Annotated in this window: 17 protein-coding genes; 14 read left to right on the forward strand and 3 right to left on the reverse strand. The window is 35.8% G+C overall.

Features of this window, described 5'->3' with window-relative positions:
* Positions 1-192: 192 nt before the first annotated feature.
* Positions 193-906 carry a GntR family transcriptional regulator gene (locus DOK76_RS07845; protein WP_206966530.1) on the reverse strand — a complete coding sequence of 238 codons (714 nt, stop codon included), beginning with the start codon at positions 904-906 and terminating at the stop codon, positions 193-195.
* A 133-nt stretch (positions 907-1,039) separates the two neighbouring features.
* On the opposite strand from DOK76_RS07845, the gene DOK76_RS07850 reads away from it, so the two are divergent.
* The 5 genes from DOK76_RS07850 to DOK76_RS07870 are packed head-to-tail and all read left to right on the forward strand — an operon-like array spanning position 1,040 to position 5,412.
* A complete protein-coding gene (locus tag DOK76_RS07850) occupies positions 1,040-2,809 on the forward strand; it encodes a glycoside hydrolase family 35 protein (RefSeq protein ID WP_206966532.1) in 1,770 nt (589 codons plus the stop codon).
* A gap of 14 nt (positions 2,810-2,823) precedes the next feature.
* Positions 2,824-3,321: a PTS sugar transporter subunit IIB gene (locus DOK76_RS07855; RefSeq protein ID WP_206966534.1), complete on the forward strand. Its 498-nt coding sequence runs from the start codon at positions 2,824-2,826 to the stop codon at positions 3,319-3,321.
* Between the two features lies 1 nt (position 3,322).
* A complete protein-coding gene (locus DOK76_RS07860) occupies positions 3,323-4,228 on the forward strand; it encodes a PTS mannose/fructose/sorbose/N-acetylgalactosamine transporter subunit IIC (protein WP_206966536.1) in 906 nt (301 codons plus the stop codon).
* Positions 4,218-5,018, forward strand: coding sequence for a PTS system mannose/fructose/sorbose family transporter subunit IID (locus tag DOK76_RS07865; RefSeq protein WP_206966538.1), 801 nt, complete (start codon positions 4,218-4,220; stop codon positions 5,016-5,018). The genes DOK76_RS07860 and DOK76_RS07865 overlap by 11 nt, the downstream gene beginning before the upstream one ends.
* 7 nt (positions 5,019-5,025) lie before the next feature.
* Positions 5,026-5,412 carry a PTS sugar transporter subunit IIA gene (locus DOK76_RS07870; RefSeq protein ID WP_206966540.1) on the forward strand — a complete coding sequence of 129 codons (387 nt, stop codon included), beginning with the start codon at positions 5,026-5,028 and terminating at the stop codon, positions 5,410-5,412.
* Between the two features lie 57 nt (positions 5,413-5,469).
* Here DOK76_RS07870 and DOK76_RS07875 read toward each other — a convergent pair whose 3' ends face one another.
* Positions 5,470-5,685, reverse strand: a complete 216-nt coding sequence (locus DOK76_RS07875) for a hypothetical protein (RefSeq protein ID WP_206966542.1) — start codon at positions 5,683-5,685, stop codon at positions 5,470-5,472.
* Positions 5,686-5,843: 158 nt separating this feature from the next.
* Here DOK76_RS07875 and DOK76_RS07880 point away from each other — a divergent pair, with 158 nt between their 5' ends.
* From DOK76_RS07880 to DOK76_RS07915, 8 genes are all read left to right on the forward strand, one after another.
* A complete protein-coding gene (locus DOK76_RS07880) occupies positions 5,844-6,863 on the forward strand; it encodes a D-alanine--D-alanine ligase family protein (protein ID WP_206966544.1) in 1,020 nt (339 codons plus the stop codon).
* A 76-nt stretch (positions 6,864-6,939) separates the two neighbouring features.
* Entirely contained in the window at positions 6,940-7,389 is a 450-nt protein-coding gene (gene argR / locus DOK76_RS07885) for an arginine repressor (RefSeq protein WP_206966546.1), read from the forward strand.
* A gap of 19 nt (positions 7,390-7,408) precedes the next feature.
* Positions 7,409-8,911 (forward strand): phosphohexomutase domain-containing protein, encoded by a 1,503-nt coding sequence (locus DOK76_RS07890; RefSeq protein WP_206966548.1) that lies wholly within the window; start codon positions 7,409-7,411, stop codon positions 8,909-8,911.
* A 14-nt stretch (positions 8,912-8,925) separates the two neighbouring features.
* Positions 8,926-9,252 carry a nitrous oxide-stimulated promoter family protein gene (locus DOK76_RS07895; protein ID WP_206966551.1) on the forward strand — a complete coding sequence of 109 codons (327 nt, stop codon included), beginning with the start codon at positions 8,926-8,928 and terminating at the stop codon, positions 9,250-9,252.
* A gap of 289 nt (positions 9,253-9,541) precedes the next feature.
* Positions 9,542-10,987, forward strand: a complete 1,446-nt coding sequence (proS, locus tag DOK76_RS07900; RefSeq protein WP_206966553.1) for a proline--tRNA ligase — start codon at positions 9,542-9,544, stop codon at positions 10,985-10,987.
* A gap of 136 nt (positions 10,988-11,123) precedes the next feature.
* Positions 11,124-14,990 carry a SpaA isopeptide-forming pilin-related protein gene (locus tag DOK76_RS07905; RefSeq protein WP_206966555.1) on the forward strand — a complete coding sequence of 1,289 codons (3,867 nt, stop codon included), beginning with the start codon at positions 11,124-11,126 and terminating at the stop codon, positions 14,988-14,990.
* A gap of 3,342 nt (positions 14,991-18,332) precedes the next feature.
* Complete coding sequence (locus DOK76_RS13390; RefSeq protein ID WP_441006654.1) at positions 18,333-18,959, forward strand: Cna B-type domain-containing protein; 627 nt, start codon at positions 18,333-18,335, stop codon at positions 18,957-18,959.
* On the forward strand, positions 18,956-22,342 hold the full coding sequence (locus DOK76_RS07915) for a Cna B-type domain-containing protein (protein ID WP_206966557.1): 3,387 nt from the start codon (positions 18,956-18,958) through the stop codon (positions 22,340-22,342). The genes DOK76_RS13390 and DOK76_RS07915 overlap by 4 nt, the downstream gene beginning before the upstream one ends.
* Before the next feature lie 82 nt (positions 22,343-22,424).
* On the opposite strand, the gene DOK76_RS07920 is transcribed toward DOK76_RS07915, so the two are convergent.
* A complete protein-coding gene (locus DOK76_RS07920) occupies positions 22,425-23,291 on the reverse strand; it encodes an RluA family pseudouridine synthase (RefSeq protein WP_206966560.1) in 867 nt (288 codons plus the stop codon).
* A 179-nt stretch (positions 23,292-23,470) separates the two neighbouring features.
* Between DOK76_RS07920 and DOK76_RS07925 the strand changes: the two genes are divergently transcribed.
* Positions 23,471-25,609, forward strand: a complete 2,139-nt coding sequence (locus DOK76_RS07925) for a PBP1A family penicillin-binding protein (protein WP_206966562.1) — start codon at positions 23,471-23,473, stop codon at positions 25,607-25,609.
* Positions 25,610-25,658: the final 49 nt, after the last annotated feature.

Genomic DNA, 25,658 nt, shown 5'->3' on the forward strand with positions numbered 1-25,658 from the left:
GTTTGTCTTCAATCTGAGAGGCTGACATTTGAGTCAGCCTCTTTTCTTATCCCTGAATTTTCTTCATTTAGTCAGGGGATAAAAAGTCTACTCTTTCAACAACTTCACAATTAAGGTTCAATCGAAAGAGCCGATTGTACCTTAACTCCTCCAGTTGCCAGAGCAAAACGACTTTTGACCCATCCTAATTTTTTAGTTAGGTGAAAAAGTAGAAAACTCAATTTTATAGTAATTCCATTTTTTGTAAGATTCTACAAATTCAATTACGTCACCATTGTCTTTTAATTCAGTTATCTTTTGTTGAAGAACCGTGGGAGTTTTTGGATCGATTCCAAGTTCATCAGCAATTAAAATAGGTGTGGGAAAGCAGATTTCATTTGTTTCAGTAGCTAACTGCTCATTGGCGTTAATGCCAAAATCAGTTTTGAATCGATGATAAATGGATTCGTAATAAGATTTGTTTTCAATGTTTTCTTTCAAGTAGGTACTAGGTATATAAGAAAATTGTAAGAAATACGCTTCTTCATTATAAGAGCGAATTCTAGTTATCTTATAGAAAGTTTGATTTTTTTTCAGTTTCAATTTTGCTCGAATCTCATCGTCATCACAAAGATCAATAGCTAATACTTTTACCACATCTTTGCTTTGTTCAAATATTTCAATATCAGAAAATTCTACTAGCGATCGTTTACGGGAACGAGAAATAAAGGTTCCTTTCCCCTGATGGCGAACAAGAAATCCTTCATTGGTCAATTCTTGGATGGCACGAATCACAGTAATTGAGCTGACATTGTACTTATTAATCAATTCTTTTTCACTATAAAACTTATCTCCACTAGCAAAATTACCAGATTTAATTTCCTTTTCTAGGTCGTTTTTTATTTGCAGATATTTTGGTGTTTTCATAAGAGTCCCTCACATTTATTGTATAGTTTATATATTAACTCATATTTCAAGAAAAAGATATATTGACACAATCAACTTAGTATATTAATATGTTAATATATTAAATGATAACGTTTTTACAGGAGGCGAAAAAGTGTCGACATTTGAAATAAAAGAAGAATTTTACTTAAATGGTGAAGCGATGAAGATTTGGTCAGGTGCTATTCACTATTTTAGAATTCATGAAAACGACTGGCACCATTCACTATATAATTTAAAAGCTCTTGGTTTTAATACAGTAGAGACATATGTGCCGTGGAATATGCATGAGAAACAACCAGGTGAATATGATTTTAGCGAGAACCTTGACGTGACTAAATTCATTAAAACGGCACAAGAACTAGGGCTATGGGTCATTGTTAGACCGTCACCTTATATCTGTGCTGAGTGGGAATTTGGTGGCTTACCTTACTGGTTGTTAAATGAAAGCGATATCCGTTTGAGATCCTCTGATCCTAAATTTTTAGGCTTTGTTGATCGTTACTACGAACAATTGTTTAAAAAACTAGCACCTCTTCAAATTGATCAAGGTGGTCCTATCATCATGATGCAAGTTGAAAATGAGTACGGCTCATTTGGAGAAGACAAGGATTATTTAGTGGAAATGAAGAGGCTAATGGTTAAACACGGGGCAACTGTTCCTTTATTTACCTCAGATGGTGCTTGGAAAGCAACTCTTGAAGCAGGGAGCCTAGTGGAAGAAAATTTACTACCAACAGGAAATTTTGGTTCTAAAGGAAAAGAAAATTTTGCTAATTTAAAAGCATTTCATGAGCAGCATCATAAAAAATGGCCGTTAATGTGTATGGAGTTTTGGGCTGGCTGGTTTAATCGCTGGGGCGAGCCAATTGTCACACGTGAAACAGATGAGTTAGTTGAAGCCATTTACGAAGTGATGTCTTTAGGTAGTATTAACTTATACATGTTCCATGGAGGAACTAATTTTGGCTTTATGAATGGTTGTTCAGCAAGAGGTACTAAGGATTTACCGCAAATCACCTCTTATGATTACGGAGCGCCTTTAGATGAGCAGGGGAATCCAACGGGAAAATACTATGCCATTCAACAAATGATTGCGGAAAAATTCCCATGGACCAAACAAATGGAACCAATCATTAAGGATACAATGGCAATAGAGACTATTCCATTAACGGATAAAGTAAGTTTATTCTCGATTTTAGATGAAGTTCCAACTCACGTAACGGCTAAATATCCGCTATCTATGGAAAAATTAAATCAACATTCAGGTTATTTGTTGTACCAAACAAGTTACCGTAAAGATACGGATAATGAGCGCTTTAGACTAATTGATGGTCGTGACCGCGCACAGTTCTATCTGAATCAAGAACTTATCGCTACTCAATATCAAGATGAAATTGGTGAAGATATTTATGTGGATATCACCAAAGAAATAAATGAAATTTCGATTTTGATGGAAAATATGGGACGAGTGAATTACGGGCATAAGTTATTAACTGATACACAACGAAAAGGATTACGCCAAGGTGTCATGTCAGACATTCATTTTATGTTAGAGTGGCATCATTACGTCCTTGATTTTGAAACAACGGACTTTATCGATTTTAGTCGCCAGTGGCAAGCAGGAACACCAAGTTTTTATCAGTTCAATGTCGCTCTTGATCAAGTGGAAGATACTTATATTGATATGACAGGGTTTGGAAAAGGCTGTGTCCTTGTTAATGGCATCAATATAGGTAGGTATTGGGAAGTTGGACCGTTGACAACCTTGTACATACCAAAACATATATTAAAAGAAACTAATGAGATTATTGTGTTTGAGACAGAAGGAGTTTACCAAGAAAGTATTCGGCTGGTTGACCAACCGATTAACATCATTAATTAAAAGGAGAGTTGAAGATGAATATTATTGGAGCGCGTATTGATAGTCGATTGGTTCATGGGCAGGTAGCGAATCTTTGGATTCCTAAACTACAAATTGAACGGGTTATTGTGGTAGATGATTCTATTTCAGAAAGTGATATTGAGAAAAGTGGTCTTCGTTTAGCAACACCAACTGGGGTTAATTTAAGTGTTCTGCCAATTGAAAGAGCTATTAATCAGTTGAAAGATGATCGCTACGGGAATCAACGTTTGTTGTTTGTGCTTAAATCACCAGCCATTTATCTTAAATTAGTTGAAGCAGGTATTCCTATAAAAGAAATTAATGTCGGTAATATGGCTAAAACAGAAGGCTCTTTAAAAGTAACTAACTCAATTAATGTGGTGGAATCAGATATTCAAGATTTTGAAGCAATCACTAAGCTAGGGACAAAAGTGATTTCTCAAATGGTTCCAGGTGTAAAAGAAGAAGATTTTATGACCTTATTAGATAAAGCAAAAGAAGGAGGAAAATAAGATGGCAATTGCTTGGTGGCAAATCTTACTGTTAACGTTGTATGCAGGGTATCAAATTCTAGATGAATTAGGTCCTTGGACATCTATTTCTCAACCAGTTTGGGCTGGTTTAATCACAGGGTTGATTATGGGAGATATGGGTGCAGGTTTAATTATTGGTGGTAGTATGCAGTTGATGGTATTAGGAGTGGGAACATTTGGTGGTGCCTCAAAAATCGATGCCAACTCAGGAACTATTTTAGCAACAGCTTTCTCTATTTCATTAGGAATGGCGCCTGAGCAAGCCTTAGCAGCGATTGGAGTACCTGTAGCAAGTTTAATGATTCAAATGGATATTTTAGGTCGTTTCTGTAATACGTTTTTTGCTCACCGAATCGATGCAAAAATTGAAGATATGGACTATAAAGGAATCGAAAGAAACTTCTTATACGGGTCAATGTCATGGTTCTTGTCACGTGCGATTCCAGTCTTTTTAGCTTTAACATTTGGTGGTGGCTTAGTAGAGCAAATTGTAACAGTCTTAAATGGCGATTTAAAATGGTTAGGTGACGGTCTAGCAGTTGCGGGTGCCGTTTTACCAGCAGTCGGTTTTGCTATTTTATTAAGATTTTTACCAGTCAAAAAACATTTCCCTTATCTTGTATTAGGATTTGTCATCACAGCCTTATTAACAACAGTCTTTGGTAATATTCAATTAATTGGTGGTAGCTTAGGATCTGTTGTAGAAGGGTTCAGCGCAACCTTTAATAACTTACCAATGTTAGCAATTGCTTTAATTGGTTTAGGTTTTGCGATGCTACAATACAAACGATCAGAAGAACCTCAAGCAGTAACAAATAGCACTAATGTATCAAATACAACTGTAGAATCTGATGCGAAAGGAGAAATATTAGAAGATGAGCTATAAAATGACGAAGAAAGACTTCAAACAGATTAACTTAAGAAGTATTATTGCTTTCCAATTTGGTTGGAACTATGAAAGAATGCAAGGTTCAGGTTATTTATATACCATTCTGCCTCAACTTAGAAAAATTTATGGTGACGACACACCTGAGTTAAAAGAAGCGATGAAATCTCATACTCAAGTTTTTAATACAAGTAACTTTGTTAATACTTTAATCACTGGTGTGGACTTGGCGATTGAAGAAAAAGAAGGGATTAAATCTAAAGAGACTGTTCAAGGATTAAAAGTAGGGTTAATGGGTCCTTTTGCAGCGATTGGTGATTCTATTTTCGGTTCATTATTACCAACTATCTTTGGTGCATTAGCTGCTAATATGGCCGTTAATGGAAATCCTGTGGGTTGTTTCCTTTGGTTAGCTGTTTGTTTAGCGATTATCTGGTTTAGATGGCAACAACTTCAATTTGGTTACCGTGAAGGGGTAACACTTGTGACAACGATGCAACATAAATTATCTGCTTTAACAGATGCTGCTTCTTTACTAGGTGTTTTCATGGTAGGAGCGTTGATTGCAACTATGGTTAATGTGAAAATTGCATTTGCACCACAGATTGGTGATTTAACGATTGATATCCAAAATAGTTTGGATATGATTTTACCTCGTCTATTCCCAGCTTTAATTGTCTTTGGTGTGTACTCTTTATTAGGTAAGAAAAAGATGACTTCAACAAAAGCTATTTTCATTGTGTTAATCGTGTCAGTTGCCTTATCTGCACTAGGCATTATTTCAAAATAGAGGTGTCTTGATGAAGAAAATAATATTAGCAAGTCATGGTCATTTTTCAACTGAACTAAAGAACAGTGTTGAAATGATTATGGGTGAGCAGGAAACCATTTTGATTATTAGTTTATTGCCTGATGAGGGTGAGGACGATTTTAATGAGAAGTGGGAGGCGTTAATCCAACCAGAAGAAGATTATACGATTTTTGTTGATTTACTGGGAGGAACCCCATGTAACTTGATTAGTAAGTGGGTAATGCTTAACAACAAGAATTATGATATCTACTCAGGTATGAACTTGCCTATGGTGATTCAGGCTATCAACAATCAGTACTTAGGTGAGATGGCTGGTGATCTTGTTACACAAACAAAAGAGTCTATTGTTTATGTAAATGACCGTTTGAACTAAGCCCTAAAAAATCCCCTAAAAAATTAGTGTTAAGTGCTAATTTTTTAGGGGTTATTTTTATTTATTTATCTTTTCATGCCAAAGGAAACCAAGAAAAAATGGAAGGATTAAAGAAGAGGTACCAACGATTAGAGAGATGATAAAGCTATCTATGTTGAAGACAGTTAGAATGAAATCATTGAGAATATCACCTAATTCAAAGCCAATTAGTATAAGAAAAACAACTAACCATTTATTCTCTGTTTTAAGCCATGCTTTTATTTTATCCTCCAAAGATTATCACGTCCTTTTGATATGTTCTGTTATTTAAAATTTTAGCACACTCATTTTATTTTTGCTACGATATGTTTAATAAATGAAAGGAAGGATACCTGTTTGAATAAAAATTTGGTATACTTGTGTTTACATTTAATTCGGTTGGAGGAATTTGTATGAAAATAATTGTTTTAGCAGGTGGCTTAAGTGATGAACGAGATGTCTCTTTATCTTCAGGAGCTCAAGTAGCTAATGCCTTGCAGAAAAATAATCATCAGGTTTTATTGCTAGATTTACTAGATGATGTTTCTTGTTACGAGAGTTTTGATATCGCTTACGAATCTTTAAAACAAGACACTTATTACTATGAAGTGCCAGAGATAGCACCTGATATTACCTCATTACGAAAAGACTACCAAAAACAAGGGGAAGTTCGTATGGATTTGATTCACCTTTGCCAATCAGCTGATATTGTCTTTTTAGCTTTACATGGTGGTATAGGTGAAAACGGTAAGATTCAAGCCTTATTTGATATCTATGATATTAAGTATACAGGCTCTACTCATAAAGGTAGTGCCATGGCTATGGATAAATTACTAGCTAAAGAATTAATGGCTTTTAATGGCATTAGTACACCTAAGTGGCGTGCTTATGAAGAGGGTATGACGTTTGAAGCTCCTTGTGTGGTAAAAGCCAATGACAATGGCTCAAGTATTGGTGTCTATATGGCAGATACCAAAGAAGCATTTGATTTAGCTATTCGTGAGGCAAAAACATTTAAAACAGAGATTATCATTGAAGAAAAAATTGTGGGACGAGAATTTGCAGTAGGTGTTTTAGATAAAGAGGCTTTACCTGTGATTGAAATCATTCCTAAGGTAGGATTTTATGATTACAAAAATAAATACCAAGCAGGTAGCACAGAAGAAGTGACACCAGCTCAGTTATCTGAAGAAATAACGAAAAAAATGCAAGAGATGGCAGTGAAAACTCATCAAGCACTAAGGTTATCTGCTTATTCGCGGATTGATTTCTTGATGAACGAGGCTCATGATATTTTTTGTATTGAAGCCAATACTTTACCAGGAATGACGCCAACTAGTTTATTGCCTCAAGAAGCTCAAGCATTAGGTTTAGATTATGCTACGCTTTGCGATAGATTAGTTGAGTTATCCTTAGAGAAATACACTCATTAAGTCGAATAAACATCGTCTGAGAATGGTTAGTTTGTTATAATTAGCAAGAGAAACAGATAGGGAAGGGAACACCAAGATGAAAAAGGAAGACCGTCAATCGTTAATTACCCAAATCATTGCCAATCAACCAATAGAAAATCAACACCAACTAATTGAGGAGTTGGCCAAAGAAGGCGTTGTAGCCACTCAAGCAACGGTTTCAAGAGATATTAAAGAGCTTCGAATTGTTAAAGTCCATGGTGAAAAAGGCGTGATTACATATGGTATCTTACCTGAAGTGAGTGTAGAGCAAGATGAGCATTTACGAGAGTTGTTTCAAGATTCAGTCTCTCAAGTGACTCAAGTTCAGTGTATGAATGTCATTAACACGCTACTAGGGACGGCTGATGTTGTGGCTGCTGAAATAGATGAACTCCAAATGCCAGAAATTGTTGGCACTCTTGCGGGGACAGATACTATTGTTTTAATTTCAACATCAGACGCAGAAGCAAAACGAATCAATAAACGATTAGTCGCTTATTTATAAGTTATTAAGGAGGAAGTATATGTTATCAAGATTACAAAATGGCTCAGATATTCGTGGTGTCGCAATTGCTCATGAAGAATTTCAAGTTAGCTTAGGAAAAGAAGAAGTCACACGTATTGGCTCAGGTATTTTAAGCTGGTTAAAACAGGTTAAACAGATTCAACATCGCCCAATAAAAATAGCTATTGGTCACGATAGTCGTTTGTCAGCGGACTTAATTAAAGATAGTCTAATAGAGGCCTTTTTAAAAGAGGACGTAGTAGTTTATGATACAGGACTTTCAACAACACCAGCTATGTTTATGGCGACTCAATTTGAAGAATTTGGGGCAGACTGTGGGATTATGATCACAGCAAGTCATTTGCCTTATTACTATAACGGCATTAAGTTGTTTACCACATCAGGTGGTGCAGAGCATGAAGATATTGAAGCTATTTTAGAGATGAGTACGTCTTTTGATGCCACGTTACCTATTAAAGGGAGTGTGGAGAAAAAAGATATTGTTTCTTTATACGCTCAAGACATGGTAGAAAAAATTCAACAAGAAACTAAGAGCGAACAACCTTTAGCAGGCTTTCATATTGTCTTAGATGCTGGGAATGGCGCTGGTGGTTTCTTTGCTGAAAAAGTATTAGAAGCATTGGGAGCAGATACTACTGGAAGTCAATTTTTAGAACCAGATGGGACTTTCCCGAATCACATACCAAATCCAGATAACAAAGAAGCTATGGCAAGTATTCAAGAAGCTGTCTTAGCGAATCATGCTGATTTAGGAGTTATTTTTGATACAGATGTGGACCGTGCAGCAGTTGTTGCTAAATCAGGTCAAGTCATTAATCGTAACAACCTGATTGCTGTTTTAGCACACATTGTCTTAGATAATAATCCTGGGGAAACCATCGTGACAAACTCACCTACTTCAAGTCATTTAAAAGATTTTATTGAAACGTTAGGTGGAAAACAGATTCGTTATCTATGTGGTTATCGTAATGTGATTAATAAAGCGATTGAATTAAACGAGGCAGGGATTGAAACACCTTTGGCGATTGAAACAAGTGGTCATGCTGCGTTTAAAGAAAATTACTTTTTAGATGATGGGGCTTATGTAATTGCCAAAATATTGATGCTTTTACCTAAATTGAAAGAAGAAGGAAAAACCATCAGTGAGTTGATTTCTCTTTTAAAACAACCAGCAGAAGCACAAGAAGTTCGTTTTAAAATTTCAGGAACTGAGTACCGTACATACGGAGAAGATGTCATTAATGACTTAGAAGCCTTTGTTGCAACGGTCGATGGATTTGAAGTGGATCCTGAAAATGACGAGGGGATTCGGGTCAACACAAGAGGCGCTTATGGTTCTGGTTGGTTCTTATTACGCATGAGTTTACATGAACCCTTACTAGTGCTTCAAGTCGAAAATGATGAAGCAGGCAAAAATAAATTAGTTTTTGCTAAGTTAGCTGAGTATTTTGATGGAAAAGAACGTTTAAATACAGAAAAATTAGCTGAGATTCTACAATAAAGGTGTGATGGATCGTGGTAAAGCCGATAAATGATGGACCAAAAATTAACTTTGAAAAGAAAACAGTCAGTGCCATGATTGATATTTACTACAAACAATTTAAAGATGAGGCGCATCAAGAAGAAAGAAGTGATGTCTTGTCATATGCTATGGCACGCTTGAATTACTGTCGTTTTGGGGAAGAAAAGCCAACTTGTAAAATCTGTCCTGTTCATTGCTATCAAAAAAAGTATCAGGATCAAATGAAAGTTATCATGCGCTACTCAGGGCCTCGTATGTTGCTATACCACCCAATCATGTCAGTTGAACACATGCTAAAAGAATGGCGATACAAAGGATAAGAGGATTGACTTTGAAAAATAGGGATGGTAGTATTTTTGTGTTACCAATCGAATATTAAGACTGGACTAGTAAAGGACAACTACTGGATTAAAAGAGAGAAATCATTTGCTGAAAGATTTCATCGAGTACCCCTTGAACCTACCAATGAAACAAATAGGTCTGATACCTATATCATCAATTAAGTTGTAAAGTACAAATCTACTTTAAAGCAAGGTGGCACCGCCGTTTTTGGTCCTTGCATTAAAGTAGATTTTTTTGTGTTTTAAACCAATTAGGAGGAAAGTAAAAATGGCTAAAAAACAAGGTTTCGTTAAAGAAATTACAAGTCGTGATGATGATTTTGCAAAATGGTACACAGATGTGTGTTTAAAAGCAGAATTATGTGACTATTCAAGCGTTAAAGGAATGATGGTAGTTCGCCCAACAGGAACAGCTATTTGGGAAAATATCAGAAATGTCATTGATGCTAAATTAAAAGCAACAGGACATGAAAATGTCTTAATGCCAATGTTAATTCCAGAAAGTTTATTATTAAAAGAAGCAGAGCATGTGGAAGGTTTTGCTCCAGAAGTGGCTTGGGTAACTCATGGAGGTAACAACGAATTACAAGAACGTCTTGCTATTCGTCCAACATCAGAAGTCGTCTTTGCAGAACACTTCAAAAAAATTATCCACTCTCACCGTGATTTACCAGTTCTTTATAACCAATGGGTAAGTGTAGTTCGTTGGGAGAAAAATACACGTCCATTCTTAAGAACAACTGAGTTTTTCTGGCAAGAAGGACATACTTGTCACTCAACACCTGAAGAAGCACAAGCAGAAACTAAATTAATGTTAGAGACTTATGAAGATGTTTGTGAGAATTATTTAGCGATTCCTGTGGTATCAGGCGTGAAATCTGAAAGTGAAAAATTTGCAGGAGCAGATAAAACATTTACTAATGAAACATTAATGTATGATGGAAAAGCTCTACAAATCAATACATCACATGACTTTGGCAATAACTTTGGTAAAGCATTTGATATTAACTTTACTAACAAAGAAGGTAAAGAAGAAGCAGTTTACACTACATCATGGGGATTCACAACTCGTGCTATTGGTGGCATGATCATGGTTCATAGTGATGACCGTGGTTTAGTGATTCCGCCAAGAATTGCACCAACACAAGTGATGATTATTCCAATCGCTCAACATAAAGAAGGCGTGTTAGACAAAGCTTACGAACTAAAAGACTTATTAGGTAAAAACATGAGTGTCAAAGTGGATGCAAGTGATAAACAGCCTGGCTGGAAATTTAGTGAAGCTGAAATGAAAGGTTACCCAGTTCGTATTGAAATTGGACCTCGTGACATTGAAGAAGGCAAAGTAGTAGTAGTTCGTCGTGATACATTAGAAAAAATCACTATGGAATTAAATGACGAATTAGCAGCTAATATTGAAACGTTATTAGAAACAATTCAACAAGATATGTTTGACCGTGCTAAAGAGCGTCAAGATGCTAAAACACGTACAGCAACAACTAAAGAAGAATTCTACGAGTTAATCGAAGAAGGTGGCTTTGTGTTAGCTCCTTGGTCAGGGGACCCTGAAGTAGAAGCTAAAATCAAAGAAGACACTGGTGCAACTTCAAGATGTTGGAGTTTAGATCATCAAAATGATGATTTAACAGGTGTCAAAGACTTATGGAACGGCGAAGATGCTAAATACATGATGCATTGGGCAAAAGCATACTAAACAAATGAAGAAGTTGACTTTTATGAGTCAGCTTCTTTTTTTACACAAATCCACCGTATATTGTGAAAAATAACACTATGTTTAATGTTAGACTATACATATAGTTGTATGTGTAAAAAAGAAAGTAGGGATTGAGATGAAAAAAGCTAAAAACAACACATTAGGTTTAATAGTTGTTAGTCTACTCTTTTGTTTAGGAACGGTTGGTTTTATAGATGTTTTAGCGACTTCAGATGTTCAAGGTGCTGGAAGTTTTTATACAGATGTACCCGAAGCAGAACAGTCTCTTTTAGGCGCTGCTAGTTACTTCCATATATTTGCTAATAAGGCTCATTTGGCTAATCATACTAATGGAAATGTTGCGACAAAGGAGTTATCAGGTTCAGCAAATTTCGGTACACAAGGAATATCGTGGACGGAATATGATTATGCACAACAAGTACTTGAAATAAATGGTGCTTCTGGTATTAGAGACCATACAAAAATGGTGTTCGGAAAAGATACTCAGATTGATTTGTCAGAATACAATCGACCTAAAGTGAATGGTAGACAAATGGACCGTTTATCTGGAAAAGATGTGTATCAAGATAAGGGTAGTAATGTGTACATCGACTTTAATCATGAATTTGCTAGATTAGAAAAGGTAAGTAATGAGTTGATAGCTACTGAAGCTAGTCATGTTTATTACAATAAGGATTTTAAAAACGAGAATGAGCGTGAAATAGATGTATCCAATCTTGCTGGTCCAGATGTTTATATTAGATTAGCGCCTGAAGTATTAAAATTGAATACACCTCTTACTATCAAGGGATTGGAAAAAAATCAGGGCGATGGGAATTTTAAAAACGTCTATGTGATTATAGAAACAGATAGTGCCTCAAGTTATAACGTGCAAAGCCAAATTAAATTTAAATACACTGATGGCACAGAAAGAGGAAACAAAGAAACTACTGATTTCTCAGATAACACGTTGTTATGGACGTTTAGTTATAACAATCAACCTTTTTCAGGGGATATTTATCTAGGAAGTACTTGGCTAGGTAGCATTCTCGCACCCCTTGCTTCATTAGGTGGCAGTCAAAATATTGATGGTAATATAATTGTGGATCACTTTAAAGGTGCCGGGGAAACCCATGGTTGGAATTTTCAAGAGAATAAAAAAGGTAGAGTTGTCTTAAGAAAAACATCGTCAATAGATGGAACCAAATTAGCTGGTGCAGTATTTGATCTCTATCAAGAAGGTAAAGAGGAACCAATCAAAACCGATCTAACAACAGATGCAAATGGAGAAATTTATGTAAACGATTTAAAAGTTGGACGTTATTATTTTAAAGAAACCAAAGCACCAGATGGTTATGAATTGTCTGATAAGAAAATACCTTTTGAAATAACAGCAGACACATTAAAAGAATTAACAGTTGTTGGAGTGACTAATGATAAAACACCTGAAGAACCGGAATTTTATTTAGGTGAAGTTCGTGTTCGCAAGATGGATGCAATTGACACTGCTGATCGCTTAAAAGGTGCTGTGTTTGCTTTATATAAAGTAGAAGATGGTAAAAAAGATGTATTGATAGATGGTAATTTAACAACAAATGACAAAGGTGAGGTTGTTAAAACAAAATTAAAAGAAGGTAGCTATTATTTCCAAGAAGTAAAAGCACCAGATGGCTATGAAAAATCAGATAAAAAATACCCATTTGAAATTACCAAAGAGTTTATAAAAAATAAAATAGATATCTTGGTTGATGTACCTAATAAAAAAATACCGGAGTTAGGTTCAGTGGTAATCATAAAAACAGATCAAGAGGATGACTCTTTGTTTTTAGCAGGTGCAGAGTTTTCATTATTTAAAAAAGATGGAACTGAAATAGCAACTGGATTAACAACAAATGCCGAAGGGAAACTAACCTATAAAAATTTATTACCAGGTTCTTATTACTTTGTAGAAACTAAAGCGCCAGCGGGTTATGAACAATCCAATAAGAAATGGGAATTTGAAATTGAAAAAGGAAAAATAACGGAAGAAAGAATTGTTCATATAGACAACCACAAAGAAGAAATTTTAGATAAAGGGTCAGTCACGCTTAAGAAAATTGATAGCCAAGGGAAAAATGTTTTGTCAGGCGCCCAGTTTAGTCTTTATACAGAATCAGGTGAAGAAATCGCTAAGTCATTAGAGACAAATGAGCAAGGGATACTCACTGTAACGGATTTGGCATTTGGTTCATACTATTTTAAAGAAAACAAAGCACCAACTGGTTACGAATTATCAACTCAAGAATGGAAGTTTACAATAGGACCTAGTGAAGTCAGTGAGCCGATTCTTATTGTAGCTGAAAATACAAAAGAAAAAGAACCAGAAAAAGGCTCAGTTGTGTTAACCAAAGTTGATGGTGGTAATCAAGATGTAACGTTAGCAAGTGCTATGTTTACACTTTATAAAGAATCGGGTGAGTTAATTCAAGATAATCTGACAACAAATGAACAAGGCGTATTACGCGTAGATGATTTAGAAGTTGGAAGTTACTATTTTATAGAAACGAAAGCACCAGATGGCTACTCAATTGTTTCTAAAAAACACAGTTTCGATATTAAAGAAGGTAGCGCTGAAGAGGTAGTCATGCTTCAAGCGACAAATGACAAGGAAGTTTATCTAGGTTCAGTTGTTTTAAGGAAAACAGATCAAGCTAACAATCAAAAAGTTTTGTCAGGAGCAGAGTACTCACTCTTTAAAGCAACAGGCGAGTTAGTCCAAAATGAATTGGTCACAGATAGTCGTGGAGAAATTCAAGTGACTAATTTGGCAGAAGGAGATTACTACTTTGTAGAAACAAAGGCACCTGTTGGTTATGAACTATCAACAACACCTTATGAATTTACGATTAAGGCTAAGGAAACTAGTGAAGTTGTACGTGTTGAGGCAACTAATATCGAGAAAATAATAGTAGGTGCTGTTCAATTAACTAAAGTCGATGTTGATAATCCCTCTATGACGTTAGATGGCGCAGAATTTTCATTATTTAAAGAAACGGGAGAGTTAGTAGCAGATCAACTAACAACAAAAAATGGGATTATTGTTGTTAATGAGTTGCCTTTAGGAAGTTATTATTTTGTAGAAACCAAAGCCCCAGAAAACTATCAATTATCTACTCAAAAATACAGATTTGATATATCAGAGACGAACTATCTAGAAACCATTCACATTCAAGCGACGAATAAAATTACAAAGAAATTACCAGAGCTTGGTGGGGTAAAATTAATAAAAGTAGATAAATCTGATCCAACTATTTTGTTAAGTGGTGCAGAGTTTTCACTTTATCATGAAGATGGTAGCTTGCTTCAAGATGGGTTTACAACAAATGAACTAGGTGTTCTAGAAGTCACTCAATTAGAAGTGGGTAGTTACTACTTTGTAGAAACCAAAGCCCCAGTTGGTTATGAAAAATCAAATGAGAAGTATGGATTTGACATTAAAGAAAATGAGACGAGTGTCGTCCAACAGGTTAAAGTCACCAATGAAAAAGTCAAAGAAGAGGAGTACCTAGGTTCCGTTAAGTTAATCAAAACAGATAAAACAGATTCTAAAAAATATCTAAAAGGTGCAGAATTCTCATTATTTGATAAAGCGAATAAGTTAGTAGAGAAGAATTTAGTCACTAATGACGAAGGCTTCTTAGTAGTCGAAAACTTAAAAGAAGGTAGCTATTACTTTATAGAAACCAAAGCCCCAGCGGGTTATGAAAAAACAAACGAGAAATATGCATTTGACATTAAAAAGAATGAGACAAGTACTGTTCAACAAGTTCATGTAACAAATAGAAAAGTACCTGTCGTTCCGAAAACACCGTCTGTACCAGGTACACCAAATACACTAACAAGCAAATATTTACCTAAAACAGGAGAAGCATCTTCTAGTTTGGTATTAGTCGGGTGGACTTTTTTACTAGTTGTATTCTTTCTTTATTGGAAAGAACGTCGCTATAATCACTCATTAGACTAATTACTTATAGGACGAAAAAAAGGTTGTGATAGAACTTATCACAGCCTTTTTTATTTTACATTAATACCTCGTTTATTGTGGTAAAAAAGAATATGAATGATGGTAAAATATATATTATAAGAAACTGTGTAAATAAACTTTCTGTATGTATAAGAAAATACAATAGTTTAGTAGATTAGTTCGATAGTTGTTGTTTAATGTTTTGTTTAGGAACTGTAGGTTACTTATCATTGTGTTAGGTGGGAAGTGGCTAGGTTGAAGTTGGAAAAGGTATGTTATTTTTATGTTTTTGAATTATTTTTAACAGAATGATACTTATGAATAGGATTAAACAGTTAACTAGAAACTGTGACATAAATAAGTGAAGTTGGTTACTTTTCTTTTAAAGTGGAGATGTCACAATTTCTTTTTTTATAAAAAGGAGAAAGCTTAAGGAGGAGAAATAGTATGAAGAAAAAAATGACAGTATATCTAGGGTTGATGACCATTATTTTTTCTTTTTTTATGACACCAATCAGTATGTTAGCAGAGGTCAATGAAATAAGTGGAAGTTCAGGTGAACAAGTTCTTTCAGAAACTAATACGCAACCTAAAACAATGGAAACTTCTGAGGTGAGTGCTCAGAAAGAAGAAGTCCCTAGTGAATCATTAGATAAGGTACCTGTGAGGGATTCTTCTAACATGGAAGAAACTAGTCCAAAAAAGACAACTGAAGAACCAGCGAAGATAAATGTTTTAGATGAAGAGAAGACTACTCTCAGTTTTTTAGGTGTGAGAGATGAAAAAGGTGACTATACGCATACAGAACCAGTAAGTAAGCTAACTGGGGAGTCCTCAGTTTTTTTTGCAGGGTTTAAATTAGGAGATTTCTCAGGTAAAGGTAAAAATTTGACCTTAAAGATTGTGATGCCGAATCAATTTATAGAAGGGGTAGATGCCTCTGATACAAGTAATCAACAAGATAAAAAAGTTGATATAGGAACAAAAACAACAACGATTACGTATACATTTACTAACATGACAGGTGGTTTTTCTCTTGATGTGCCAGTTAAATTTATCAATAAGAATTACGACACACCAGAAGGTTATAAACTACCAATTGAAGTATCTGTTTATGAAGAAGGCAATCCAGTGCCTCTAGGTACACAAACAATGAGTTACCAGTACACATTAAAAAAATATGCTATTACTAAGTTTATCAGTTTAGACGGACAGGGAGGAACTTGGACGGATCGTGATAATCAGGAAGTTTATGCTGGAGAGGAAGATCCTGATAAACTAGGTTATGTGACTAGTGACATAGCTAAAACAGAAAAAGTTCGTTTTTCTATTACTAATGACATTTCGCCTGGAATATACGGTGGTCGTTATTTAGAAAAAATAATTGTTGAAGATAAACTACCAGACGGAGCTGTTTTTTTACCAGAAGATAATCCTGATTGGACTTATGATTCTGTGACCAGAATAGCCAAACTAGAGAAAATAGATGCAGTGCGGTCTGATTTAAGTTATAGACACATACTAAATTTAAGGTTCCCAGGGGTAAAAGTGAAGACTTTAATGGCAAATGAAGGAACAGTGACAGCTATTCCAAAAGAAAAACCAGACTATGAAAAAAATATGGTAGGGACAGATTCGATTACCTTTAAATTAAAAACTGAAAAAACGAAGCCTTCAGAAACTTTTAGCCTAAGTGTTAGAAAATATGCTGTCAATTCACGACTTGCGGATGATCCTAAGAAACCAGAAGATAAAGAAAATTGGGAAGTTGAGTGGCAACTAAGTGCTAATACCAATGAAATCTTAGATGGTATTTATGATGTTAGCTTACATGATCACAGTTTGGACAGCCGTATGAAATACACAAAAGTAGAGTTACCGCAAACAACCAATTTTGAATCTACGGTGACTTTAAGTGCTATTAGGGCTGATGGGCAAAAAGAAGTTATTAGTGATTCAATTGATCTGTCAAAAGAATCGTTTTTTTATACTATGCCAGTGGATACTGATTATCGGGAGTTGTTTTTAGAAGGACAACTAAAAGATGGTAATAAAGGCTATCAGTATAAGATTTTTACTAAATTAATCAATCCTTCAGAAGTTAAGGTGCCAGAAGGTAAAGAGTACGTACAATTTAGTAATACCTTAAAAGCTACTTTTACTAGAGTGGGTGTCACTAAAACTAAATCAGGAGGATATTACGCGGAACTGTACCGATTGTCTGAGCCAATGATTGCTTTAAGCAAAGAACGAACAGGTGAAGAAAGTTTATTTTTAAATCAGAAAAGTAGTTTTTATTTAAGTTTTACCTCAACGAATCTTGGAACAGAAGGAAATAGAACATCAATGGCACTTCAAAATGTTGTCGTTGTGGATATATTACCACTTGGAGCCGAATATGTTGAGAATTCTGCGATGATTATACCTGAAAAAACAAATAAACAGACAGAGTTACGAGCTTTAAAGAAACCACAAATAATTCGGGACTATAAAAATACAGGTCGTGTAGCATTGATTTGGACGCTAAATGACTTTAATATTGAAACAACTAGTTCGAAAACAGATCAAGAGTATTTTCTTTATATTATATATGATGTCAAAACAACAAAAAATTCAGTAGAAGGTAATAATAAGAATGAAGCTTTTCTGTTGTTTGATAGTTCCGATGGGGTCCAACCAAATAAACAAAAGTTAGTTAATGATATTTATAAAATTGGTAAGGATAAATTAAATCAGATTTTAGGAGCCTCTGATTCATTTAACTACATTCCACCTAAAGAAATAATTACCTATAAGGAAGTAAAAGGAAATGTAGATCAGGGTGTAGTTAAATCTCCAGGAGTGGGGCATTCTGAGATTGGTGAAGAAGGTAGTTATTTCTTAAATATTTACAATAATTCTGCATACGACCAATCAATTTTAAGTGTGATAGATGTCTTTCCTCATGTAGGAGATAAGAATAGTTCTAAAGATAAGGATGGCGAAAGAAAACCAAGGCATTCAGATTTTTCAATAAAACTGACTGGTGAAATAGCTGTTCCAGAAGGTTATACTTTGTACTACACAACAGATGAACCAGATGTGTCTTCAGAAAAAATCAATGGCTTTTTCCAAAGTGCTTCTTGGCAAACACAGGTAGCTGATTACGGAGAGGTCACGGCAATTAAAGTGGTTATGGATCAAGGTCACAAATTAAAAGCTGGTGCCTCTATCAGAATAGAAGTGCCGTTTACCGTACCAAATAACAAAGAATTAGTCGGTAAGTCAGCGGTCAATTCATTTGGAACGGCAACGAATTCAATGTTAGATTTTTTTGAATCTAATAATATTTCGTTGAAACTAATGAAGTACCGAGTAGATGGTTTTTCATTTGAAGATAAAAATAAAGATGGACTCTTTGATAAAGCTACGGAAAAACCTTGTATTGGTTGCCATATTGAATTGTTAGATAAAGCTGGTAGTCCAGTGCTAGATGACAAAGGAATGCCGATTGAGACATTAACAGATAATTTTGGTTATTATTCAATGGATGTCTATAAACATGGTGACTATCAAGTCAGAATTTCAACACCTGATAATTCACTGATTACAGTCAAAAATCCAGATGAAGAATCAGGTTCCCATATTAATCAATCAGAAAAATCAGATATGTTTTCATTAGATATGTCAGCGCCAGAAAAAAGAGTTAACGGAGGATACTTTGTCGACCCGAGTAATATCACTAGTGTGACAGTGACAAAAAAATGGGAAGATGAAGATAATCTTGATGGTCACCGACCAAGTACTATCAAAGTTCAGTTACTAGCTGATGGTGTGAAAAAAGATGAGGTTGTTGAATTAACAGAGGCGGATAAATGGACAACAACTTGGAGTGATTTACCACTAAAAGCTAAAGGTGAGCTGATTAACTACACGGTGGAAGAAGAAGCAGTNNAGCTAATGGTAAAGAAGTGGACTCAAAAGACGTGACAGAAGCCATGGGTTGGAGCTATCAATTTACAGAGCTACCTAAATACGAAAATGGTGACGAAATTAAGTATACCGTGACAGAAAATAGTGTTCCTGATTATAGTACAACCATTAAAGGATATGATGTGATAAATAGTTACACACCAGAGAAAACCAGTGTGACTATGACAAAGAGTTGGGAAGATAAGAACAATATTGATGGTCACCGACCAAGCATTATCAAGGTTAAATTGTTAGCTGATGGCAAAGAGGTTGGTAAAGCAGTCGATGTAACAGAGGTTGGTAATTGGACGAAGACGTGGAGCGACTTACCATTAAAAGCTAAAGGTGAGCTGATTAACTATACGGTGGAAGAAGAAGCAGTTCCTGGGTACACTGTCTCAGTTGATGACAGTGATAAAGGTAACATAGTGTTAACTAACACTCACGAACCAGAGAAAACTAAGATTGAAGGCAAAAAAATCTGGAGAGATAATGACAATCAAGATGGTAAGCGAAAAGAATTAGTCACAATCAATTTATTAGCTAATGGTAAAGAAGTGGGCTCAAAAGACGTGACAGAAGCCATGGGTTGGAGCTATCAATTTACAGAGCTACCTAAATACGCAAATGGTGACGAAATTAAGTACACTGTGACAGAAAATCAAGTCCCAGAGTACAACACAACCATTAAAGGCTACGATGTGATAAACAGTTACACACCAGGAAAAACTAGTGTCACAATGACGAAGAGTTGGGAAGATAATCACAATCAAGACAGGAAACGCCCAAGTATTATCAAAGTTCAGCTACTAGCTGATGGTGAGAAAAAAGGAAAAGTTGTAGATCTGACAAGTGCAGACAATTGGACGAAGACTTGGAATGATTTACCGCTAAAAGCTAAAGGACAATTGATTAGCTATACTGTAGAAGAAATAGCTGTCCCAGGATATGTGACAACAGTTGATGATAAAGATAAAGGGAATGTCAAACTGACCAATACGCATAATCCTGAAGTCACAGCAATCAAAGGTAAAAAAACGTGGCAAGATAATGATAATCAAGACGGTAAGCGTCCAAAATCCTTAAAAATCAATTTATTAGCCAATGGTAAGCAAGTAGATTCAACGGAAGTCACAGAAGCATCTGGTTGGGTGTATGGATTTAGTCAGTTACCAAAATATGAAGCAGGAAAAGAGATAGTTTATACCGTAACAGAAAATCAAATTCCTGAGTATAGTACAACAATCAAGGGTTATGACGTGACAAATAGCTACACACCAGGCAAAACCAGTGTGACAATGACGAAGAGTTGGGAAGATAATCACAATCAAGACGGGAAACGCCCAAGTATTATCAAAGTTCAACTACTAGCTGATGGTGAGAAAAAAGGAGAAGTTGTAGACCTGACCAGTGCAGATAATTGGTCGAAAACTTGGAGTAGTTTACCACTGAAAGCAAAAGGTAAGTTGATTAACTATACAGTAAAAGAAATAACCGTTCCAGGATATGTGACAACAGTTGATGATACTGATAAAGGAAATATTAAGCTAACAAATAGTTATCAACTAGAAAAAACATCTGTTAAAGGAAGTAAAATCTGGGAAGACAATGACAATCAAGACGGTAAACGTCCAAATCAAGTCAAAGTCAACCTGTTAGCTAATGGTAAAGAAGTAGACTCAACAGACGTAACGAAAGACACTAATTGGACTTACGAATTTACAGAATTAGCTAAATACGAATCCGGTAAAGAAATTACTTATACAGTAACAGAAGACCAAGTTCCTGATTACAGTACAACAATCAAAGGCTATGAAATTACCAATAGTTATACACCGGGGAAAACCAGTGTATCTGTGACTAAGAGCTGGGAAGATGATAATGACAGGGATCGTAAACGTCCAAGTATTATCAAAGTACAGCTGTTTGCAAACGGTGAAAAGAAAGAGAAAGCAGTTGAGTTGTCTAGCGGAAATAAATGGACGACAACTTGGAATAATTTACCATTAAAAGCCAAAGGGAAATTAGTCCGCTATACAATAGAAGAAGTCTCTGATACAGGCTACCAAGTAACAATAAATGATACGAATCCAGGTAATATTAAGTTGACCAACACTCGTCAGTCAGAGCAAACTGCAATTAAAGGAAGTAAAAGTTGGGAAGATAATAACAATCAAGATGGTAAACGCCCAAATCAAGTCAAAGTTAATTTGTTGGCTAATGGTAAGGAAGTAGACTCAACAGAAGTAACAAAAGCCACTGATTGGACGTACGAGTTTACCGAGTTACCAAAATGCGAATCAGGTGAAGAAATAGTCTATACTGTGACAGAAGACCAAGTCCCTGATTACAGTACAACAATCAAAGGTTATGAGATTACCAACTCTTACACACCGGAAAAAACTAGTGTGACAATGACGAAGAGTTGGGAAGATAAGAACAATCAAGGCGGTAAACGCCCAAGTGAAATCAAGGTTCAACTACTAGCAAATGGTGAGGAAAAAGGAAAAATTGTTGAGCTGACAAGTGAGGACAACTGGACAACAACATGGAATGATTTACCACTCAAAGCTGATGGTCAATTAATTAAGTACACCATAGCGGAAATGAGTGTCCCGAATTACCAAGTAACCATAAATGATGATAACCACGGAAACATCAAGTTAACCAACACGTATCAACCAGAACAAATTGCAATTAAAGGCAGTAAAGTCTGGGACGACAATAATAATCAAGCTAAAAAACGTCCAGAGAAAGTAACAATCAATCTATTAGCCGATGGTAAAGAAGTCGATTCAACAGACGTAACGAAAGCCACTGATTGGACTTACGAGTTTACTGAGTTACCAAAATACGAATCGGGTAAAGAAATTACGTATACCGTAACAGAAAATCAAGTCCCTGATTACAACACAACAATCAAAGGTTATGACGTTACTAACCGTTACACACCAGGAAAGACCAGTGTCACTGTAACGAAACGTTGGGAAGATAACAACAATCAAAATGGCAAACGCCCAACAAGTATTAAAGTCCAGTTATTGGCTAATGGTAAAAAAGAAGGCAAGCCAGTTACTTTGACGAACCAAGAAGATTGGACAAAGACTTGGAATGAGTTACCGAAACAAGAGAAAAATAAAGACATCAACTACACAGTAGAAGAAATCGCTGTTTCAGGTTATCAGGTAGCGGTCGATAATACGAATAAAGGGAACATTAAATTAACCAATACCTATAAAGCAAAATTACCAGACAAACCGAAGAAGAAAACAGGAGGTTCAGGTAAGTTATTGCCAAAAACAGGTGAAACAGACTCTAACTGGTGGGACTCAGTTGGTTTGATCTTTGTTGGAAGTATGGTGATAGGTCTGTCTATTAGAAGAAGGAAAGAAAAAGAGTAAGTCGTTATACGTGTAGAGCAGACTAAAAAAACAATCTCTTGACTAAAAAATCTAGTCAGGGGATTGTTTTATTCTATCCTACTTAATGAGACAAGAAAGGAGTTGCTTGAGTGGTAATTTTTTCCTTGGTAAAGGGATGGATAAGTTCTAATTCTTTGGCATGAAGCATTAATCTTGGTTGAGACTCGCCTTTTGGATGATACAAAGGATCACCAATTATAGGCTTACCAATAGAAGCTAAATGAACTCTGATTTGATGGGTTCGTCCAGTGTCTAAACGACATTCGACCCAAGAGCTTTTACCACTTCGTTTAACTTCTTTCACATGGGTAATGGCGATTTGTCCACGATTATTATCAATTACTCGTTTTCGCCGGTCATGTCGGTCACGGCCTATTTTTTTAGTGATAGTCATTTCTTGTTTAGGTAAGGTACCTTCGATTTGAGCTTCATAAAGACGGCTAATTTCTTTTTGTTCAAGCATTCTACCTAAAATGGGTAGGATAACTGGGTTCTTGGCAAATAAAATAGCGCCACTGGTTTCTTTATCTAAGCGATGAACCACATAAGGAACTTGCTTCTTGTCAGCTAGATAGGCGGCTAAATCATTTAGTAATGTATCAGTCTCATCTGGCTGGTTAGGATGGGTTTTGACTCCTGCCTGTTTATTCACGATAATTAAATGCTCGTCTTCCCAAATCGGAACAACTCTTGAAGGGTTTCCTTTTAAAATAGTAGGAACGTCATAATCGCTATCTTCAAAAATCAAGGTAACTGTGTCTCCTGGTGAGACTTCTTGATGAAACATAGCAACTTCATCATTAATTAAGACATTTTTTCTTGTTCGTAAAAAATGTCTGACTTTACGTGGGATGAGCCATTCTTCTTCTAAAAGCTCTTTTAATGTTTGTTTAGTCGTTTCTTTAGGTAAAACAAAAGAAAATTTCATGATGACACTCCTAAATAAGTTCGAAATTTTAGATATTTTTTAAAATTGTAACACACTTTATTAACAACTTCATGTTACCATAGGCTAGAGTTGAAGATAAGTCCTTGGTCTTATCCAATCAAATAGTAGTCTGTGTTACTATAAATATAACTTAAATAAAAGAATTAGAGGAGCTATTCATGGAATATATCAAAAAAATAGGTGCCACGATAAAAGCGTATTTTCAGAAGTTTTGGGCGTGGTTCTCTCCTTATTTCCAACAATTTAGAGCTTGGAGAAAGCGAGTCTGGAAAAAATACCATATTAATAAAATTATTGTCTTAGCTATTATGACAGTGGTGTTAGTCATGAGTATTTACCTGTTCTACTTGGCTAAAAATACCAATGTCTCAAGTTTGAAAGCGGGACTAGAACAAGTAACAACGATTTATGATAAAGACGGAGACGAAGCTGGTACGACTGCTAAGTACGGGGCAAAAGGAAATTTTGTGAAGATTGAGGATATTTCTCCTTATATCAAAGATGCCGTTATTTCCACAGAAGACCGGAAGTTTTATGATCATAAAGGTTACGACATCAAAGGGATAGCCCGAGCCGCTGCGAGAAAAGTCGTTCGAAGGGATAACAGTGGTGGTGGTGGTAGTACTATCACCCAACAGTTAGCTAAAAATGCTTTCTTAACCCAAGAACAAACGATGACGCGTAAAGCAAAAGAACTCTTTTTAGCCATTGAAATTGAGAAAGAGTACACGAAAGATGAGATTCTAGAGATGTACTTAAACAAAGCTTACTTTGGTAATGGTGTTTGGGGCGTGCAAGATGCTTCGCTCAAATACTTTGGAAAAAATGCAAGTGATGTGACTGTTGATGAGGCGGCTGTGATTGCTGGGATGTTAAAAGGACCAAGTATCTACAATCCAATTGATCACATGGATAATGCGATTGCTAGAAGAGACACCGTTTTGTCAGTGATGGTGGATAATGGTAAATTAGATAAAGCAACAGCGGATCATTTAATGACTCAACCATTAGAGATTCATGATGCGTATCAACCAGAGCATGATACTTACAAATACCCGTATTATTTTGATGCGGTGATTAATGAAGCTATTAGTAAAACTGGCCTTTCAGATGATGATATCGCTAATGGGGGCTATAAAATATTTACGGCTTTAGATCAGCAATATCAAATAGGAATGGATCAGACATTTGCTAATGATAGTTTATTCCCACCAGCAGCAAGTGACGGGGCGATTGTTGAAGGAGCTTCCGTTGCACTTGATCCTAAAACAGGTGGTGTGAGAGGGATTATTGGTGGACGTGGCGAGTATACTTATCGTGGTTGGAACCGAGCAACAGATTCGATGTTGTCACCTGGATCAACCTTAAAACCACTAGCTGTCTATACACCAGCTCTTGAAGCAGGCTACAAACCAGATGATGTCTTAAAAGATGAGCCTTTAAGTTATTACGATGTGCAAAACTATTCAAGAACTTATTCAGGGGAAGCAACAATGACTCAAGCTTTGATTCAGAGTTTAAACGCACCTGCTGTGTGGTTACTCAATGAAATTGGTATTGACCGTGGCTATAAAAAAGTCGAACAATTCGGCATTAAATTAGATGAAAAAGACCGTTACTACGGACTGGCTCTAGGTGGTTTGACGAAAGGGACAACGCCGTTAAATATGGCAAGTGCCTACAGTGTCTTTGCTAATCAAGGGATGAAGATGGATCCTCACTTTATTACGAAGATTGAAGATGCTAACGGGGTTATCATTTATGAAAATGAAAAACCAAAATCAAAACGTGTGACTACACCAGAAGTGGCCGATCAAATGACTAGCATGTTGCAAGGTGTTTTCAGTTCAGGAACAGGAATGGAAGCTAAACCATATGGCTACACAATTGCTGGTAAAACAGGAACAACTGAAAACATCAATGCTGATGGTATGTCAAAAGACCAATGGATTATTGGTTACACACCAGATGTTGTTGTCTCTACTTGGATTGGTTTTGATAAGAGTGGACCAGATCACTACTTAACAGGTAGTAGTGGTAGTAACTTGGCTAATATCTTTAGAGATGAGACGCAACGCGTTTTAGCGGCCTCTCCTAATACACCATTTACAACAGAAGACATCACTCAAACAGGTGTTAATGAGACAACTAAACAAAAAGGAAACTTTGGTGAAAGTCTTAATGACATTGGTGAAAAAGTAAAAGAAGGAGCTAACACTGTAGGCGACGGCATTAAAAAAGGAGTCGAAACAGTAGGCGACATGTGGGATAGTCTATGGAACAAAGTAAATAGATAAATAGTAGGTTTTTAATGGCAATAATGTTACAATAACATCAGATTAAACA

Source organism: Candidatus Vagococcus giribetii (assembly GCF_017316185.1).
GTDB classification, from domain to species: domain Bacteria; phylum Bacillota; class Bacilli; order Lactobacillales; family Vagococcaceae; genus Vagococcus; species Vagococcus giribetii.